Genomic DNA, 16,907 nt, shown 5'->3' on the forward strand with positions numbered 1-16,907 from the left:
TATTGCCTGTCGAGGCGGGTATTCCGGTAGCGCCCGGTATTGTGCGCGTCTCCGGACTATACCCGCAGCGAAAAAGGCCGTGGCCCCTTCCTGAGCGGAAGGGGCCACGGCCTGAAGTGTCCCGCAGGGGCGGGCTGAGAAGGGCGGGTGCGCCTAGCTGGCGTCCTCAATGAGGAGGAGGTCGCGTCCCACCGTCTCGGGAGTGAAGAAGGTGGTGACGAACGAGATCAGTGCGAGCACCAGCGAGTAGACGGCGAGCACCAGCCAGGAATGGTCTGTGGCGGCCAGCAGCGCGGCGCCCACCAGCGGGACCAGCCCTCCGGCCAGGACGGCCGAGAACTCGCGGCTCATGGCCACACCGGTGAAGCGGTACTGCGATCCGAAGAGTTCAGGCAGCAGCGGGCACTGGGGGCCGAGCATGGACTGAACGCCGAGGGCGATGCCCACCACCATGACAACCCAGACGAGCGTGACGTTGCCCAAGGTGACCAGGTAGAACGCCGGCAACGCGATGAGCGCCTGGAAGAGGGCACCGTAGCGGTAGACCGGCACGCGGCCGAACCTGTCCGAGAGGGCGCCGAACGTGATCACCATGACGGCGGCGAACCCTGCTGCAATGAGCAGGCCAACCGGACCGATGAACTTGTCGCCGGGAAAAACGCCGTCCTTGGAGGCCAGGAACGCGATCAGCAGGGCGGAGTAGATCGAGGAATTTCCGTTCTCACCCATCCGAAGTCCGATGCCGATCAGCACGTTCTTCTTGGAGTGCTTCCACAGCTGGCCGATGGGGTTCTTCACCACATTCTTGTGCTTCTCCAGCTCCTGGAACACCGGCGTTTCCTTCAGCCGGAGCCGAATGAACAGGGCCACAACAATCAGGAGCACACTGGCCAGGAAGGGCACCCGCCACAGCCAGCCTTGCAGGGTGGCCTTGTCAGCCATGGCAATGAGGGCAAACGTGCCGGCGCCGAGCAGGGTACCCAGCTGGATGCCAACGAACGGGAGAGAGGCGAAGAAACCACGACGGCGACGCGGCGCGACTTCTGAGATCAACGTGGTGGCGCCCGCCTGTTCCGCACCGGCACCCAGCCCCTGGCAAATGCGCAGGAACACCAGGAGCACGGCTCCCACCATGCCTGCCTGTTCGTAGGTCGGCAGCAGGCCGATGGCAAAGCTGGCGGTCCCCATCAGACCGATGGTGAGGATGAGGACCATTTTGCGGCCGAACCGGTCGCCGATGTAGCCGAAGACCATTCCGCCAAAGGGCCGGGCCGCGAAACCTACGCCGTACGTGGCGAAGGAAGCGATCAGGGCTCCGTCCTCGCCGAGCGGCGCGAAGAACAGCGGGCCGAAGATCAGGGCCGAAGCCAGGCCATAGATGTAGAAGTCGTAGTACTCCAGAGCGGAGCCTACAGAGCTGGCAAGCGTTGCCCGTCGCAGCTGTTCCGGATCGACGACGGCGCCGTCCGCTTCAGCGAGCGGTGTATTAGTACGAGTAGTCACAAGCACTCCCTCAAGAACACTCCAGAACCCCGTTGGCCTGGTGGGATGTGAGCAACCCCTCAAGGAGTCGATCACTATGTTGAACAGAGTACAGCATAGTGATCGACTAGCAAATGAATAATCAGACTTATTCGGGGTGACCCGGGACGGCCCGGCGTTTCGGGCCCTAGCCCATGGGATAGGCCCGGCGTTTCGGGCCCTAGCCCATGGGATTACCCAGGGACCGGGCGAGGTCCTGGAGTTCCTTCACCATCATGGCGCCCTGCTCCTGCGAGTACGTCGCCTTCAGTGCGGTGACCGAGAGGCCCAGGCTGGGGCCGTGTGCACCCCGCGTCGGGACGGCCACGGCCAGGCACACAACACCGGTGGTGGATTCCTCATCCTCGAACGCGTATCCCTGCTCCCGGATGACGGCAAGTTGCGCCTTGAGCTCGGCTCCGGTGCGCAGCGACTTTGGGGTCAGGGCGGGCAGTTCGGCGTCGTCGGCAAACATCTCGTCGACGTCGTGGTCATGCAGTCGCGCTATCAGCGCCTTGCCCACGGCGCAGAGGGAAACCGGCATCTTGTCGCCGATGTTGGACGTCAGACGCACCGCCGGGTGTCCCTCGTAGCGGGCGAGATAGATGACGTTCGTTCCATCCAGCATGGCGATCCGGACCGTTTCTCCCGACAGCGTCGGAGCCTGTTCACAGAAACGATAGAACTCCTGGACCTCGTCGAGGCGGCTGAGGTACGCCGCACCCAGCTCAACCAATTTGCGGCCGAGCGCGAAATCCGCGCCTTGGCGGTTGATAAGTCTGGCCTCCTCGAGCGCGAGCAGGAGGTTGGAGGTTGAGGACTTCGGAATTCCCAGCTCCCTGGCCAGATCACTGAGCGTCAGGCGTCCGGTTGCAGATGCTGCTAGGGCGTCCAGCACAGCGGCGGCGCGGGTGACGGCCGGTGCGGGTGACGCGCTCCCCAATCCGTCGGAGGTTCGGGAAACTCGGGAATCGGCCATGATTCTCCTTCAGGTATCGCGCGCAAGTCGCCGCGCCACTCAATCGAATGCCGTCCAGTCAGCTGAACACTAACCATCATAATGTCTGGCGTCGCGATGCGGGACCCGACCGACGCCGCTGACCCGTCGCTCCCCCGTCAGCGCTCCGCGGTGTGAACCGCCGGTCTGTCAGGCGGCGGACACCACGGGATTGGTCAGCTGGCCGATGCCTGCAATGTGGCAGGTGACAGTGTCGCCGGGAACGATTGGCGCGGACTCGGCGGGGAAACCCGTCAGCACCAGGTCGCCCGGGTGAAGCGTCATGAAGGAAGTCAGATAGGCGAGGATTTCCTCCACCCTCCAGCCGAGATCGGCGGAGCTGGCCGGCCTGAGATCCACCCCGTTGTGATTGATGCCAAGAGCCAGGTCTTCACCCGTCAGGTCCGTGACGATCCACGGGCCCGCAGGCGTGAACGTGTCCTGGCTCTTGGCACTGATCCACAGCTCGTCGGATACCTGCAGGTCCCTGGCGGAGACGTCGTTTCCAATGGTGTAGCCCAGGACTGCGCTCCTGGCGTTGCCGGGTGTTAGCCCGCGGGCCTTGCTCCCGACGACGATTGTCAGTTCGGCCTCCGGCTCGACGCGGCCCACCCCCGGCCGGAGTTCGATTGCGTCTCCCGGGCCGACAACGCTTGTGGTCGCCTTGTGGAAGGCCTGCGGCGGCAGGTCACGGCCTGCGCTGCCGGTATTGTGCGCCATGCCCAGGACGTTGGCGGGGACGCTGGGCGCGAGGAACGTAAATGATGCCTCATCCACGGTGGCGCCGATTTCCCAGCCGCCGCGGGGCGGACTGCCGGCATTGGCCGCAGAACCGGGGAACGGGGAGCTGGTAACCGTCCACAACGTGCCGGCCGCACTGCCAAATTCCGGTGCGTCGTTGGCGACGAAGAAATGTTCGTCCTCGGCCGCAGGGGAAATGGGGCGGACTCTGGCGATTCGGCGGGCAGTGGTTGCGGTCATGAAAACATCCTAGGCGGCAGGTTCCCACGCCCCGGAATTAGGCCATCGAATAGCCTAATTCGGGCGCGTCGAAACGCCGTCGGTGTTTCACATTTCCAATCGTTCACGGTATATTCGTTACAAGCCTTCCACCGCGGCATCCCCCAATAGTCGCGGTGGAAGGCTTTTCCATGCCCGGGTGACGCCGGTGTCCCGGGACCACCCTCACGAGCCGGCGGGACCGCCGATTGACGCCGGCCACGGCACCCTGGGCCTGACATCTAAGCCCCGACACCCTAGCCTCGGGACTCTATGCGGCGTCCGCAACCGCCCCCCGCAGCCGCCAGCCGCCGCCGAGGCCGTCCCGGATCAATTCCATGGTCGTCAGGGCCGATCCGCGGTTGCGGCCCAGCCTTGCCTGGATCTGCCAGACCTCGACGTCCACGCGGCTCAGGCCCTTGGGCATCCGGCGCTCGGCCTCCCACCAGCTGACCCGCTCAAACCAGCGCACCGGCTCGGCCCCGACCAACCACTCCCTGCCCCCGCGGACCACGGCCAGCGGCCGCCCGTCCGGGCCCATCTTCAACATCACGTGCTCCATGCCCCACACGCTAGGGCGGGGCACGGACATTTTAGGGGCCCAGACAATCTATGGCCCGGACAATTCCCAAGCACACGCAAATACGGGGCACAGGCAATTTCGGTGTACGGGCAAAGCTGTACGGGAAATTACGGGGCCCGGAGAATTTCGGAGCATGGGCAACCCAATGAACCGGCGGCCAGAAATCGTCCGAACGGAATCATTTGGACGCACAAAACCCCGCCGTGTGGACCATAGGGTCCTGCATGACGGGGTTTTTAGTGGTGGGTCCTACCGGGATCGAACCGATGACATCCACGGTGTAAACGTGGCGCTCTACCAGCTGAGCTAAAGACCCAAACCGCGGTATCCGTGCCTCAGCGCTTCAACCAACGAACAGCTACTGTACCGGATGTCACCGGCCAAGCGCCAATCGCCATCGCCAAGCCAACAGGCCGTCCCTACAGTGCCGGCAGCTCGGCGGCGAGCCAGGTCAAGGCCCCGCTGACGCCTGCGTCCAACTTGAGGGTGGCGAGATCGTCCCCGCGCGTCGGTCCCCTGTTGATGATGACCACGGCCTTGCCCTGCTTCGCCGCGTGGCGGACAAAGCGCAGGCCGCTCATCACCGTGAGCGACGAGCCAGCCACCAGCAGGGCACGGGCGGCGTCAACCATGGCGTAGGAGCGCTCGACGCGGTCCTTGGGTACGTTTTCTCCGAAATAGACGAAGTCCGGCTTCAAGGTTCCCGCGCAGGCGGGGCAGCGGGCGACGACGAACGATTCGATCAATCCAGCGTCCTCGACTGTGGCATCGGCGTCGGGGGCCATCTCAACCACCCCGGCGGCCTGCGCCCGTTCCAGGAACCCGGGGTTGAGTTCCTCCAGGACACTGGCCAGCATCCGGCGGCTGAACAGCCGGCGGCAGTCCAGGCACACAACCTGGTCGAACCGGCCGTGCAGGTCCACGACGTTGACGCTACCGGCGTCCTCGTGGAGACGGTCCACGTTCTGGGTGATGAGTCCGGTGAGAAGTCCACGCTGTTCGAGCCGGGCCACCGCGGCATGGCCGTCATTGGGATCCGCCCGGCGCAGGTGCGACCAGCCGATGTGGTTGCGGGCCCAGTAGCGTTGCCGGTTGCCGGGTTCGCCGATGAATTCCTGGTAGGTCATGGGGGTCCGCGGCGCGGCGCCGGGCCCGCGGTAATCCGGGATGCCCGAATCCGTGCTCAGGCCTGCACCGGTCAGCACGGCAAACTGCCGCCCGGACAGCAGGGCGTGGATGTCCTGCAGGACCCCGATTTCGCTGCGTTGGAGCTCCGCGGCGGTCTGGGCGGCACTCTCGGCGGCCGTGACCGGCGGGAGGCTGGCAAACCCGGTCATCCCGATTCCTGGCCGCCGCTGCCTCACCGGATCAGTTCCCGCCGAGCCCCGCGAGGGCTGTCCGGTATTCGGCAAGGTCCCGGGCCTGGCCGCGGGGATTCACCACCACGTAGCGGACGATTCCCGCCGCGTCGATGATAAAGGTGCCGCGCAGTGCCATGCCGCTCGCAGAGTCGAACACTCCGTAGGCGGAGGCCACGGCGCCGTGCGGCCAAAAGTCGGCGAGCAGGTCAAAGCCGTAGCCTTCCTTTTCGGCGTAGGCCCGTTGGGCGAACTTGCTGTCCACCGAGACAGCCAGCACGGCGGCATCGGCATCTTCGAACAGAGCCAGGTTGTCCCGGATTTCGCACAGTTCCCCGGTGCAGATGCCGGAGAAAGCGAAGGGATAAAAGACTATGACCACATTGCGGCCGCGGAAGTCCGAAAGTCGCACCGGCTCGCCGAATTGATTGGCAAGCTCGAAATCCGGGGCGGAATCGCCGACGCCGGGAACGGGCGCGACGGCGGCGGGCAGCGCAGCGGCAGACACCGCAGTGGCCTCATGCTGGACCGCTTGGGTCACTTGTTCTTCCGCGTAACCAGCCGGGTGGCGCTCCAGTCCTTCGAGACGCCGGCGGAAGTGGTGTAGTGGAGCCCTGCTGTGGGCGCGGCATCCTGGATGTCCGCCGGCGACACGTAGCCGTCCCGGCCGGACTTGGGAGTCAGGACCCAGACAACGCCGCCCTCAGTGAGGGTGGTCAGCGAATCGACCAGCGTATCAACAAGGTCTCCGTCACCTGCCCGCCACCAGAGAATGGCGGCATCGACCACCTCGTGGTCGTCCTCGTCGAGAAGCTCAGAGCCCGTGAGATCTTCGATATCGTCTCGCAAGTCGAAGTCGACGTCGTCGTCATAACCGAATTCCTGAATCAGGTCCCCGTCTTTGAAACCCAGTTTCTCCGCCACATTTACCGAAGTGGCGGCGTCGGCCTCGCTCACGTGTTGCTCCTATGCTTTGTGAATTGCTTCATGTTTTCAATGGCACTAGTGATTTCCATTACTCCAAGCCAACACCCTTTGAGCTCTCGCTTCAAGCTGTTGGCACCGCGATCCGCCATATTCTGCGTCACACAGGGCGATCAGAAGGCTGCCGGGCAACGCTTCGTCACACAACCAGTATGCCCGTGAAATACGGCGGCAGGTCCATGCGGCGGCTACGCATCCATCTGCCAGCACGACTAGAGTGGCTGATGACGACTACGCCTGCCCGGGCAACCGCCCGGCTATTTACAGGCAGGCGTACCGTGATTGGACCTTTGCCCGGCGCATACGACCGGGCTGTTGTAACCGATATGTCGCACACGTCGCGTTCACGCCTGGCAGTCACCCTGCCCGGAGCTGAGGGTGCCGATAGATGCGCTCAAAGAGAGGTTGGACGTGGCTGCAGGAGAAGATACCTCCCATATCCTCAGCGGGTTGACAAACCAGCTGCCTGATCGTGATCCGGAAGAGACCGCCGAGTGGCTGGAGTCCCTGGATACCCTGATTCAGGAACAGGGCACGGAACGTGCCCAGTACATCATGCGCAGCCTGCTCCAGCGGGCCGGGGCGCAGAGCGTGGGTGTTCCGATGGTCACCACTACGGACTACGTCAACACCATCCCGGTGGACCAGGAAGCGGAGTTCCCGGGCGACGAGGAGATCGAACGCAAGTACCGGGCCTGGCTGCGCTGGAATGCCGCGGTCATGGTGCACCGGGCGCAGCGCGCCGATATCGGCGTCGGCGGGCACATCTCCACCTACGCCGGCGCCGCGACGCTGTACGAGGTCGGGTTCAACCACTTCTTCCGCGGCAAGGACCACCCCGGCGGCGGGGACCAGGTCTTCTTCCAGGGCCACGCCTCCCCCGGCATGTACGCCCGCGCCTTCATGGAGGGCCGGCTGAGCGAGGAGGACATGGACGGCTTCCGGCAGGAGAAGTCCAAGGAGGGCCACGCCCTGTCCTCCTACCCGCACCCGCGCCTGATGCCGGAGTTCTGGGAATTCCCCACGGTCTCGATGGGCATCGGGCCGATGAACGCGATCTACCAGGCCCAGTCGAACCGGTACCTGCACAACCGCGGCATCAAGGACACCTCGGACCAGCAGGTCTGGGCGTTCCTGGGCGACGGCGAAATGGACGAGCCCGAGTCCCGCGGCCTGCTCCAGCTCGCGGCGAACGACAAGCTCGACAACCTGAACTTCGTGGTCAACTGCAACCTCCAGCGCCTCGACGGACCGGTCCGCGGCAACGGCAAGATCATGCAGGAACTCGAGGCCTTCTTCCGCGGCGCCGGCTGGAACGTCATCAAGGTGGTCTGGGGCCGGGAGTGGGATGACCTGCTGGCCAAGGACGAGGACGGCTCGCTCGTCAAGATCATGAACGAGACCGTCGACGGCGACTACCAGACCTACAAGGCCGAGTCCGGCGCGTTCGTCCGCGAGCACTTCTTCGGCAAGACCCCGCAGACCAAGGAAATGGTCCAGGACCTCACCGACGACCAGATCTGGAACCTCAAGCGCGGCGGCCACGACTACAACAAGGTCTACGCCGCGTACAAGGCCGCCACCGAGTTCAAGGGCAAGCCCACCGTCATCCTGGCCCACACGGTCAAGGGCTACGGCCTGGGCACGCACTTCGAGGGCCGCAACGCGACCCACCAGATGAAGAAGCTCACGATGGCTGACCTCAAGGCCTTCCGCGACCACCTGCGCATCCCGATCACGGACGAGCAGCTCGAAGCGGACCTCTACCGTCCCCCGTACTACCACCCCGGCATGGACTCCCCGGAGATCCAGTACCTGATGGGCCGCCGCAAGGAACTGGGCGGATTCGTCCCCGAGCGGCGCTCCAAGCACGTGGACGTCACCCTTCCGGATGAGAAGGTCTACGAAGTCGCCAACCGCGGCTCCGGCAAGCAGCACGCCGCCACCACCATGGCGTTTGTCCGCCTGCTCAAGGACCTCATGCGGGACAAGGAGTTCGGCAAGCGGATTGTGCCGATCATTCCGGATGAGGCACGCACGTTCGGCATGGACGCGTTCTTCCCCACGGCGAAGATCTACAACCCGAACGGCCAGAACTACCTCTCCGTGGACCGCGAGCTCGTCCTGGCGTACAAGGAGTCCATCTCCGGCCAGATCGTGCACGCCGGCATCAACGAGGCCGGTTCCGTGGCAGCCTTCACCGCCGCCGGCACGTCCTACGCCACTCACGGCGAACCGCTCATCCCGGTCTACGTGTTCTACTCGATGTTCGGGTTCCAGCGCACGGGCGATTCCTTCTGGGCAGCCGCGGACCAGATGACCCGCGGGTTCATCATCGGCGCCACCGCCGGACGCACCACGCTGACCGGCGAAGGCCTGCAGCACGCCGACGGCCACTCCCCGATCCTCGCCGCCACCAACCCGGCCGTCATCACCTACGACCCGGCATACGGCTATGAGATGGGCGTCATCGTGCGCGACGGCCTCAACCGGATGTACGGTCCCGGCCCGGCCGACAACGACCCGTCGCGGAACGTGATGTACTACATCACTGTCTACAACGAGCCGATCGTGCAGCCGCCGGCACCGGCGGAACTCGATGTCGAGGGCATCATCAAGGGCATCTACCTGCTGGCGCCGGCCAAGATTGACGGCCCGCGCACGCAGATCCTGGCCTCCGGAGTGTCTGTCCCGTGGGCCCTCGAGGCCCAGCGGGTCCTCGCCGAGGACTGGGGCGTTTCCGCCGATGTCTGGTCCGTGACCTCCTGGACCGAACTGCGCCGCGACGCCATGGCCGCCGAGGAAGACGCCTTCCTCAACCCCGGCCAGCCCGCCCGCGTCCCGTTCGTGACCCAGCAGCTCGCCGGCGCCACCGGTCCGATCGTGGCAGTCACCGACTACATGAAGGCCGTACCGGACCAGATCCGCCAGTTCCTCCCGAACGAGTTCGCCTCACTCGGCGCCGACGGCTTCGGCTTCTCCGACACCCGCGCCGCGGCACGCCGCTTCTTCAAGAACGACATCCACTCGGTTGTGGTCCGTTCCCTGGAGATGCTGGCCCGCCGGGGCGAAGTGGATGCCCAGGCGCCTGCCCAGGCCATCGAGAAGTACCGCCTGCACAATGTCAATGCCGGCACCACCGGCAACGCGGGCGGCGACTCCTAACCGCGCTCCGGCGCAAGAGCGAACGTACGACGGCGGTCCACACCTGTTGGTGGGGCCGCCGTCGGGCGTTTAACCGCTCCAAGTCCCGCCGCCTCCCCCCGTCTTTCTCCGCTGCCTCTCGCCGGGGGGCGGGCCGGGGGCGGGCCAGGAACCGGGCCGGCGGCGCTGTGACCTAGAACAAAGCGAGTTGTAGCCTTCGCACAAATGGAGCTTGGACGGCGCGCCCCGTATGCTCAATGCATGGCAGAGCCGATCACCACTCCCGAAAAACGCAAGCCGGCCTCGAGGGCGATGACTCCGGAAAAAGCCGAAACTCTCAAAAAGCTCCGGGCCAGCGTGGGCCAGCTGTCGACGACGACGCTGCGCCAGCTGGAGAAGTCCCTGCCGTGGTACGGCCGGCTGAACTCGGATGAACGGTCCGCCCTGGGCATGGTGGCCCAGAACGGCATCGCGGCCTTTGTCACCTGGTATGAGCGGCCGAGCTCGCCGTCGTGGATCCTTTCCGACGTCTTCGGCACCGCGCCAACCGAGCTAACCCGCTCCATCAGCCTCCAGAAGGCGCTCCAGCTGATCCGGATCGTCGTGGAAGTCGTGGAGGACCAGGTCCCGGTGATCGCCCCCGAGGCGGACCAGGGGGCCCTCCGGGAAGCCGTGCTGCGTTACTCGCGGGAGGTCGCGTTCGCGGCCGCCGACGTCTACGCCCGCGCCGCGGAATCCCGCGGCTCCTGGGACACCCGTCTGGAGGCCCTGATTGTCGACGCCATCCTCCGCGGCGAAAACACCGACGCGCTGCGGTCCAGGATCGCGGCCCTGGGCTGGAAGGCGCAGGAACGCTTCACCGTGATGGTGGGGAATTCCCCGTCCGAACCCAGCGCCAGCTACGTCAGCGAACTGCGGCGCACCGCGGGGCGCTTCGCCGAGGACGCGCTCGTGGGGATCCAGGGCGACCGGCTCATCCTGATCCTCGGCGGCGTCCACGACCGGGAGACCGCGTACCTGAAGCTCAGCGAGCTCTTCGCCCCCGGCCCGGTGGTCTACGGCCCGGAGGCCGGTTCCCTCCTCGAAGCCAGCGGCTCCGCCCAGTCGGCCTTTGCCGGCCTCACCGCGGCCCGGGCATGGCCTTCGGCGCCGCGCCCGGTGGCGGCCGATGACCTGCTCCCCGAGCGCGTGATCTCCGGCGACGACGCCGCCCGCCGCTCGCTGGTCAAGAACATCTACCGGCCGCTGCTGGCCGCCTCCAACGGGCTGGTTGAGACCCTGGGCACGTACCTCGAGCTGGGCCATTCGCTTGAGGCGACGGCCCGCGAACTCTTCGTCCACGCCAACACGGTGCGCTACCGGCTCAAGCGCGTGTGCGACGTCACAGGCTGGGATCCGCTGCTGCCGCGGGAAGCGTTCGTGCTGCAGACCGCCCTCGTGGTGGGCCGGCTTTCGGCCCCGCCGAAGGCCCCCACGGAGCGGCAGCCTCCCCGCAACGGCTCCTGAACCGTTGTAGACTTCCTACAAACTGACCCAGTGAGCTTGGTGCATGAAAACACGAATGTTCACGCGGTAATTTGGAAAGCTGGTTACGTGCTTGCAATCGTCTGCCCTGGACAGGGCTCCCAGACCCCTGGTTTTCTGGCCCCCTGGCTGGAACTGCCACCCGTCGCAGGCCTCCTGGCCTCCCTCAGCGAAATAGCAGGCATCGACCTCACCGCCCACGGCACCACCTCCGATGAGGAGACCATCAAGGACACTGCGGTAGCGCAGCCCCTGATCGTGGCCGCAGGCCTGGTGACCGCAAAGTCACTCTTCGACGTCGAACTCGGCTCGCTGCCGGTCATCCTCGCTGGCCACTCCGTCGGCGAAATCACCGCGGCCTCGCTCGCCGGGGTGCTGACGGAAACCGAAGCCATGACGTTTGTCCGCGAACGCGCCAACAGCATGGCCGCCGCCGCTGCCGCCACGCCCACCGGCATGAGCGCCGTCGTAGGCGGTGACCCCGCGGATGTCCTGGCAGCCATAGACGCCGCCGGAGCCACCGCCGCCAACGTCAACGGGGCCGGCCAGACCGTCGCCGCCGGCACCATGGAGCAGCTCAAGGCCCTGGCCGAGAACCCGCCGGCCAAGGCCCGGGTCATTCCGCTGAAGGTCGCGGGCGCGTTCCACACCTCGCACATGGCTCCCGCTGGCGCGGCCCTGCAGGCCCTGCGCCCGTCACTGCACCCGCAGAAGCCGCTGGTTCCGCTGCTGTCCAACTTCGACGGCGCGGAAGTCACCGACGGCGCTGCCGCCGTCGACAGCCTGATCGCCCAGGTCTCCCGTCCGGTCCGCTGGGACCTCTGCATGGAGACGATGGTGCAGCGCGGGGTAACCGGCGTGATCGAACTGGCTCCAGCCGGAACTCTGGCCGGCCTGGCCAAGCGCGGCATGCCCGGCGTCAAGACCGTCACCGTCAAGACCCCGGACGACCTCTCCGCGGCCCTGGCCCTATTTGCAGAACTGGAGGGAGGGGCATGAGCGTTCCCACTTTGAAGCAGGCACCCGTGCAGGAAAACACCCGCATCATGGGTGTCGGCGCCTACCGGCCCAGCGTGATCGTCACCAACGATGACGTGTGCCAGTGGATCGATTCCTCGGATGAGTGGATCCGCCAGCGCACGGGCATCGTCACCCGGCACCGCGCGCCCGCCGATGTCAGCGTGATTGACATGGCCGAGGGCGCCGCACGTGAGGCGTTGCAAAAGGCCGGCATTGAGGCCTCTCAGCTCGGCGCCGTGATCGTGTCCACGGTCACCCACCCGTACGCGACCCCCTCCGCTGCCGCGAGCCTCGCCGACCGCCTCGGCGCGACGCCGGCGCCTGCCTTCGATATCTCCGCGGCGTGCGCCGGCTACTGCTACGGCATCGCCCAGGGCGACGCCTTGGTGCGCTCCGGCGCGGCCGCCTACGTCCTGGTGGTCGGTGCGGAGAAGCTCTCCGACGTCATCGACAACACGGAACGGACCATCTCCTTCCTGCTCGGCGACGGCGCGGGCGCCGTCGTGATCGGCCCCTCCGACACGCCGGGCATCGGCCCTTCGGTGTGGGGATCGGACGGCAGCAAGTGGGATGCCATCGGCATGACCCACTCCATGCTGGACATCCGCGAGCTCGCCCTGACCGGCAAGCGCGGCGCCGCTGTCAGCGATGAGGAAGCGGCACTGACGGACGCGTCCCTGTGGCCGACCCTGCGCCAGGACGGCCAGACCGTCTTCCGCTGGGCCGTATGGGAGATGGCCAAGGTGGCCCAGCAGGCCCTGGACGCCGCCGGCATCCGGTCCGAGGACCTTGCCGCGTTTATCCCGCACCAGGCCAACATGCGCATCATTGATGAGATGGCCAAGAAGCTGCAGCTGCCCGAGACCGTCAAGATTGCCCGTGACATCGCCGACGCCGGCAACACGTCGGCGGCGTCCATCCCCCTGGCCACCCACCGCCTGCTTGAGGAAAACCCCGAGCTCAGCGGCGGGCTGGCGCTGCAGATCGGCTTCGGAGCCGGACTGGTCTTCGGCGCCCAGGTGGTCGTGCTTCCTTAGGCAGCCACCGTTTTTTCGAACTAAATACGTTCCGCCCGTTATACCTTTGCACCGCATGTCCTTCACTTTCAGGGCTCGCCCCCATGCTGTGCTCAGCAAGCATTCCCGCACCAAGCCGAACCCTCGGTTTGAATCATTTCCGCCCACGGCTGCCGGTATTTTTCCGGCGGCCGCGGGCAACAACCAGAAAAGGAGCCATCAATGGCTAGCAACGAAGAAATCCTGGCCGGCCTGGCTGAAATCGTCAACGAAGAGACCGGCCTGGCCACGGAAGCTGTCGAAATGGACAAGTCCTTCACCGAGGACCTGGACATCGACTCCATCTCGATGATGACCATCGTGGTCAACGCCGAAGAGAAGTTCGGCGTCCGCATCCCGGACGAAGAGGTCAAGAACCTCAAGACCGTCGGCGACGCCGTCAGCTTCATCGCCAACGCCCAGGCCTAGTCTGGCTTCCGCCGGCAACGGCGGACCCCGGTGCCCGGTCCGGGCGCTCCAGCAGTGCCCGGACCGGACCACCATCAAATGCAAGACCCCAAAGTTTTCCCCTCGCAGGCCCCGGCCATCCCGTTCGCGGTTCCGGATACGGCAGGCGCACCGACAGAGAGTGATCCCATGGCACGCAAAGTAGTCATTACCGGTCTGGGTGCCACCACACCCATCGGCGGCGATGTCCCCACGATGTGGAAGAACGCGCTCAAGGGCGTCTCCGGCGCGCACACGCTTGAGGACGACTGGGTGGCCAAGTTCGAGCTGCCTGTCCACTTCGCCGCACGCGCCTCCACGCCCGCCCTCGATGTCCTGACCCGGGTCGAGGCCAAGCGCATGGACCCGTCCACCCAGTTCGCCGTCGTCGCCGCCCGCGAGGCGTGGGCCGACTCCGGCATCACCGAAATCGACCACGACCGCCTGGCAGTTGCCTTCGCGACCGGCATCGGCGGCGTCTGGACCCTTCTGGACGCCTGGGACACCCTGCGCGAAAAGGGTCCCCGCCGCGTCCTGCCGATGACCGTGCCCATGCTGATGCCCAACGGCCCGGCCGCTGCAGTTAGCCTGGACCTTGGAGCCCGCGCCGGCGCCCACACCCCCGTTTCCGCCTGCGCGTCCGGCACCGAGGCCGTGCACGTTGGCCTGGACCTGATCCGCGCCGGCAAGGCGGACGTCGTCGTCTGCGGTGGCGCCGAAGCCGCCATCCACCCGATGCCGATCGCCGCGTTCGCCTCCATGCAGGCCCTCTCACGCCGCAACGACGATCCTGAGCACGCCTCACGCCCCTACGACCGTGACCGCGACGGCTTCGTGATGGGCGAGGGCGCCGGTGCCCTGGTGCTCGAGGCCGAGGAACACGCCCTGGCCCGCGGCGCGCGGATCTACGCCGAACTGGCCGGCACCTCGGTCACCGCCGACGCCTACCACATCACCGCCCCGGATCCCGAGGGCCTCGGCGCCACCCGTGCGTTGAAGGCTGCCATGTTCGACGGCCGCATCCAGCCCGAAGACATCGTGCATGTCAACGCGCACGCCACCTCCACTCCGGTCGGCGACAAGCCCGAGTACGCGGCCCTCAAGGCCGCCCTGGGCCAGCACGTGGACAGCGTCGCAGTCTCCGCCACCAAGTCCCAGATGGGGCACCTGCTGGGCGCCTCCGGAGCCGTGGAGGCCGTGCTGACCGTCATGGCCGTCTACGACCGCAAGGCACCGGTGACCATCAACCTCGAGAACCAGGACCCGGAAATCCCGCTCGACATCGTCACGACGGCCCGCGACCTGCCCGCCGGCAGTATCGCCGCGCTGAGCAACTCGTTCGGTTTCGGCGGCCACAACGCCGTGATCGCGGTACGCAGCGTGTAGCTCCCTCCTCGCAGCACGCCGAGAAGGCAGATGGCGGCAATGTTCTTCGTGAACATTGCCGCCATCTGCCTTTTGGCGCCTAGCTATGGAATTGCTGCGGTGTAGCGCCTGGTGCGGCCTTAGCCGACCTGGTGGAGCCAGCGCACGGGGGCGCCTTCGGCGGCGTGCCGGAAGGGCTCGAGTTCCTCGTCCCAGGCCTCTCCCAGGGCGAGCGAGAGTTCGTGGTAGACGGCGGAGGGGTCGCCGGCGCCGGATTCGTAGGCATAGCGGATGCGGTCCTCGGACACCATGATGTTGCCGTGGACATCGGTGGTGGCGTGGAAGATCCCCAGCTCCGGGGTATGCGACCAGCGGCCGCCGTCGACTCCCTGGCTGGGTTCTTCGGTGACTTCGTAGCGCAGATGCGCCCAGCCGCGCAGAGCGGACGCCAATTGAGCCCCCGTGCCCGGCGTTCCGGTCCACGACAGCTCGGCCCGGAACATTCCGGGCGCGGCAGGCTGAGCGGTCCACTCCAAGTCCGTCCGCTTGTCCACGACAGACCCTATGGCCCACTCAACGTGGGGGCACAAGGCAGTCGGGGCTGAGTGAACGAACAACACACCTCGGGTCAGTGCAACAGACATTCCATCCTCCATAGCTGTAGGTACGTCTTCCCCAACGACCTGTGCCTGGATGTCTGTCTGTTGCGCGGATCCGAAATTATGCCGGCGGTCCCTGCCAGACTACTAATATACAACCGGGTTCGAAGCTGGGACGTGGTGCATTCCAGCTTCAAGTTCAACTTGAAACTTCCCGGGCGTGAGTTTTATTCTGCCCTACGCCTCCTAATTACGCCAGTGCGATTCGGCGCGTCTTTTCGGGCGCGCCGCGCCCTTCTCCGCGGACCGGTATCCGGGCCGTCCCGGACTCCGCGTTGCGGGGCGATCCTCAGGCCCGGGGGTGCGCCTGCTGATAGCTCTGCCGGAGTCTCTCCACGGACACATGGGTGTAGATCTGGGTGGTGGCCAGACTGCTGTGGCCGAGGATTTCCTGCACCGCACGCAGGTCTGCCCCGCCGTCGAGCAGGTGGGTCGCGGCGGAGTGCCGCAGGGCGTGCGGTCCGGTGGCGGCGGTGTCCCCCAGCCGCTCCAGCATCCCCTTGATCACGCTGCGGACCTGGCGCTGGTCCACCCGTCCGCCGCGGGCGCCCAGGAAGAGTGCGGGGCCGCTGGTCCCGGTGGCGAGGGCCGGCCGGCCGCGGCGCAGCCAGTCGTCGACGGCGAGCGCCGCCGGCAGCCCGTAGGGCACCGTGCGTTCCTTGTTGCCCTTGCCGAGCACCCGGAGGGTCCTGCGGTCCGGGTCGAGGTCGTCCACGTCCATCCCGGCCAGCTCGCCAACCCGGACGCCGGTGGCGTAGAGCAGCTCCACCATGGCACGGTTGCGCAATGCCAGCGGTTCCCCCTCGGCCGAGGCGGATTCGGCGTCGTCCACGAGCCGCCGGACCTGTTGCTGGTGCAGGACTCCGGGCAGGGACTTCTCCCGCTTCGGGGCCTTGAGCCGCAGGGCGGGGTCGGCGTCGATCAGTTCCTCGCGGACAGCCCAGGCGGTGAAGGCCCTGGCGGTCGCGGCGCGGCGGGCCAGGGTGGCGCGGGACTTGCCGGACTCGCTCTGGGCGCCAAGCCAGCGCCGCAGGGTCCCGAGCTCCAGCCCGGCAAGGTCGTGGACCCCCTCGGTTGCCGCGTGCGCCAGCAGGCTTTCGACGTCGGAGAGATAGGCCCGCACGGTATGGGCGGACCGGCCCCGCTCGGCTTCCAGGTAGCGGCCGAAGTGTGCGGCGGCAAGCTGCATGGCGGCAGGCAGCGCGGCGGGGGGATCCTGTGTAGACACCCTCCTACTGTCGCAGTAATCCC

At 66.5% G+C, this 16,907-nt stretch carries 15 protein-coding genes and 1 tRNA gene; 6 read left to right on the top strand and 10 right to left on the bottom strand.

The features are described 5' to 3' along the window. Positions 1-153 precede the first annotated feature (153 nt). The 8 genes from ACFRJ8_RS04765 to ACFRJ8_RS04800 all read right to left on the bottom strand — a co-directional run bounded on the left by ACFRJ8_RS04765 (position 154) and on the right by ACFRJ8_RS04800 (position 6,415). Positions 154-1,509 carry an MFS transporter gene (locus tag ACFRJ8_RS04765; protein ID WP_377985018.1) on the bottom strand — a complete coding sequence of 452 codons (1,356 nt, stop codon included), beginning with the start codon at positions 1,507-1,509 and terminating at the stop codon, positions 154-156. Positions 1,510-1,702: 193 nt separating this feature from the next. Continuing rightward, a complete protein-coding gene (locus ACFRJ8_RS04770; protein WP_377985019.1) occupies positions 1,703-2,500 on the bottom strand; it encodes an IclR family transcriptional regulator in 798 nt (265 codons plus the stop codon). Positions 2,501-2,668: 168 nt separating this feature from the next. Next, positions 2,669-3,499, bottom strand: a complete 831-nt coding sequence (locus ACFRJ8_RS04775) for a fumarylacetoacetate hydrolase family protein (protein WP_377985020.1) — start codon at positions 3,497-3,499, stop codon at positions 2,669-2,671. A 289-nt stretch (positions 3,500-3,788) separates the two neighbouring features. Next, complete coding sequence (locus ACFRJ8_RS04780; RefSeq protein ID WP_377985021.1) at positions 3,789-4,079, bottom strand: hypothetical protein; 291 nt, start codon at positions 4,077-4,079, stop codon at positions 3,789-3,791. 261 nt (positions 4,080-4,340) lie between these two features. Next, positions 4,341-4,416, bottom strand: a tRNA-Val gene (locus tag ACFRJ8_RS04785). A gap of 103 nt (positions 4,417-4,519) precedes the next feature. Next, a complete protein-coding gene (locus tag ACFRJ8_RS04790; RefSeq protein WP_377985022.1) occupies positions 4,520-5,437 on the bottom strand; it encodes an NAD-dependent protein deacetylase in 918 nt (305 codons plus the stop codon). Positions 5,438-5,468: 31 nt separating this feature from the next. Then, a complete protein-coding gene (locus ACFRJ8_RS04795; protein WP_377985186.1) occupies positions 5,469-5,966 on the bottom strand; it encodes a peroxiredoxin in 498 nt (165 codons plus the stop codon). Between the two features lie 29 nt (positions 5,967-5,995). Next, positions 5,996-6,415, bottom strand: coding sequence for a DUF3052 domain-containing protein (locus ACFRJ8_RS04800; protein WP_018773429.1), 420 nt, complete (start codon positions 6,413-6,415; stop codon positions 5,996-5,998). A 438-nt stretch (positions 6,416-6,853) separates the two neighbouring features. On the opposite strand from ACFRJ8_RS04800, the gene aceE reads away from it, so the two are divergent. The 6 genes from aceE to fabF all read left to right on the top strand — a co-directional run bounded on the left by aceE (position 6,854) and on the right by fabF (position 15,018). Further along, positions 6,854-9,607: a pyruvate dehydrogenase (acetyl-transferring), homodimeric type gene (aceE, locus tag ACFRJ8_RS04805; RefSeq protein WP_377985023.1), complete on the top strand. Its 2,754-nt coding sequence runs from the start codon at positions 6,854-6,856 to the stop codon at positions 9,605-9,607. 240 nt (positions 9,608-9,847) lie between these two features. Continuing rightward, entirely contained in the window at positions 9,848-11,092 is a 1,245-nt protein-coding gene (locus tag ACFRJ8_RS04810; protein ID WP_090578659.1) for a CdaR family transcriptional regulator, read from the top strand. Between the two features lie 87 nt (positions 11,093-11,179). Beyond that, on the top strand, positions 11,180-12,109 hold the full coding sequence (locus ACFRJ8_RS04815; RefSeq protein WP_377985024.1) for an ACP S-malonyltransferase: 930 nt from the start codon (positions 11,180-11,182) through the stop codon (positions 12,107-12,109). Next, positions 12,106-13,167 carry a beta-ketoacyl-ACP synthase III gene (locus ACFRJ8_RS04820; protein WP_277525557.1) on the top strand — a complete coding sequence of 354 codons (1,062 nt, stop codon included), beginning with the start codon at positions 12,106-12,108 and terminating at the stop codon, positions 13,165-13,167. The genes ACFRJ8_RS04815 and ACFRJ8_RS04820 overlap by 4 nt, the downstream gene beginning before the upstream one ends. Before the next feature lie 201 nt (positions 13,168-13,368). Beyond that, complete coding sequence (locus ACFRJ8_RS04825; protein WP_018773434.1) at positions 13,369-13,614, top strand: acyl carrier protein; 246 nt, start codon at positions 13,369-13,371, stop codon at positions 13,612-13,614. 168 nt (positions 13,615-13,782) lie between these two features. Beyond that, on the top strand, positions 13,783-15,018 hold the full coding sequence (gene fabF / locus ACFRJ8_RS04830; protein ID WP_377985025.1) for a beta-ketoacyl-ACP synthase II: 1,236 nt from the start codon (positions 13,783-13,785) through the stop codon (positions 15,016-15,018). A gap of 119 nt (positions 15,019-15,137) precedes the next feature. Here fabF and ACFRJ8_RS04835 read toward each other — a convergent pair whose 3' ends face one another. Both ACFRJ8_RS04835 and ACFRJ8_RS04840 read right to left on the bottom strand, forming a co-directional pair. Beyond that, complete coding sequence (locus tag ACFRJ8_RS04835; protein ID WP_026266435.1) at positions 15,138-15,641, bottom strand: DUF3145 domain-containing protein; 504 nt, start codon at positions 15,639-15,641, stop codon at positions 15,138-15,140. Positions 15,642-15,945: 304 nt separating this feature from the next. After that, a complete protein-coding gene (locus ACFRJ8_RS04840; RefSeq protein WP_377985187.1) occupies positions 15,946-16,845 on the bottom strand; it encodes a tyrosine recombinase XerC in 900 nt (299 codons plus the stop codon). Between the last annotated feature and the right edge of the window lie 62 nt (positions 16,846-16,907).

Source organism: Arthrobacter sp. NPDC056886, from assembly GCF_042788715.1.
GTDB lineage: Bacteria > Actinomycetota > Actinomycetes > Actinomycetales > Micrococcaceae > Arthrobacter.

What these genes read in the sequence shown, in the direction of transcription:
- ACFRJ8_RS04790 (WP_377985022.1), bottom strand. Translation starts at nt 5,437, where the DNA reads ATGACCGGGTTTGCCAGCCTCCCGCCGGTCACGGCCGCCGAGAGTGCC.
- ACFRJ8_RS04820 (WP_277525557.1), top strand. Translation starts at nt 12,106, where the DNA reads ATGAGCGTTCCCACTTTGAAGCAGGCACCCGTGCAGGAAAACACCCGC.
- ACFRJ8_RS04835 (WP_026266435.1), bottom strand. Translation starts at nt 15,641, where the DNA reads ATGTCTGTTGCACTGACCCGAGGTGTGTTGTTCGTTCACTCAGCCCCG.
- ACFRJ8_RS04775 (WP_377985020.1), bottom strand. Translation starts at nt 3,499, where the DNA reads ATGACCGCAACCACTGCCCGCCGAATCGCCAGAGTCCGCCCCATTTCC.
- ACFRJ8_RS04780 (WP_377985021.1), bottom strand. Translation starts at nt 4,079, where the DNA reads ATGGAGCACGTGATGTTGAAGATGGGCCCGGACGGGCGGCCGCTGGCC.
- fabF (WP_377985025.1), top strand. Translation starts at nt 13,783, where the DNA reads ATGGCACGCAAAGTAGTCATTACCGGTCTGGGTGCCACCACACCCATC.
- ACFRJ8_RS04840 (WP_377985187.1), bottom strand. Translation starts at nt 16,845, where the DNA reads ATGCAGCTTGCCGCCGCACACTTCGGCCGCTACCTGGAAGCCGAGCGG.
- ACFRJ8_RS04825 (WP_018773434.1), top strand. Translation starts at nt 13,369, where the DNA reads ATGGCTAGCAACGAAGAAATCCTGGCCGGCCTGGCTGAAATCGTCAAC.
- ACFRJ8_RS04810 (WP_090578659.1), top strand. Translation starts at nt 9,848, where the DNA reads ATGGCAGAGCCGATCACCACTCCCGAAAAACGCAAGCCGGCCTCGAGG.
- ACFRJ8_RS04770 (WP_377985019.1), bottom strand. Translation starts at nt 2,500, where the DNA reads ATGGCCGATTCCCGAGTTTCCCGAACCTCCGACGGATTGGGGAGCGCG.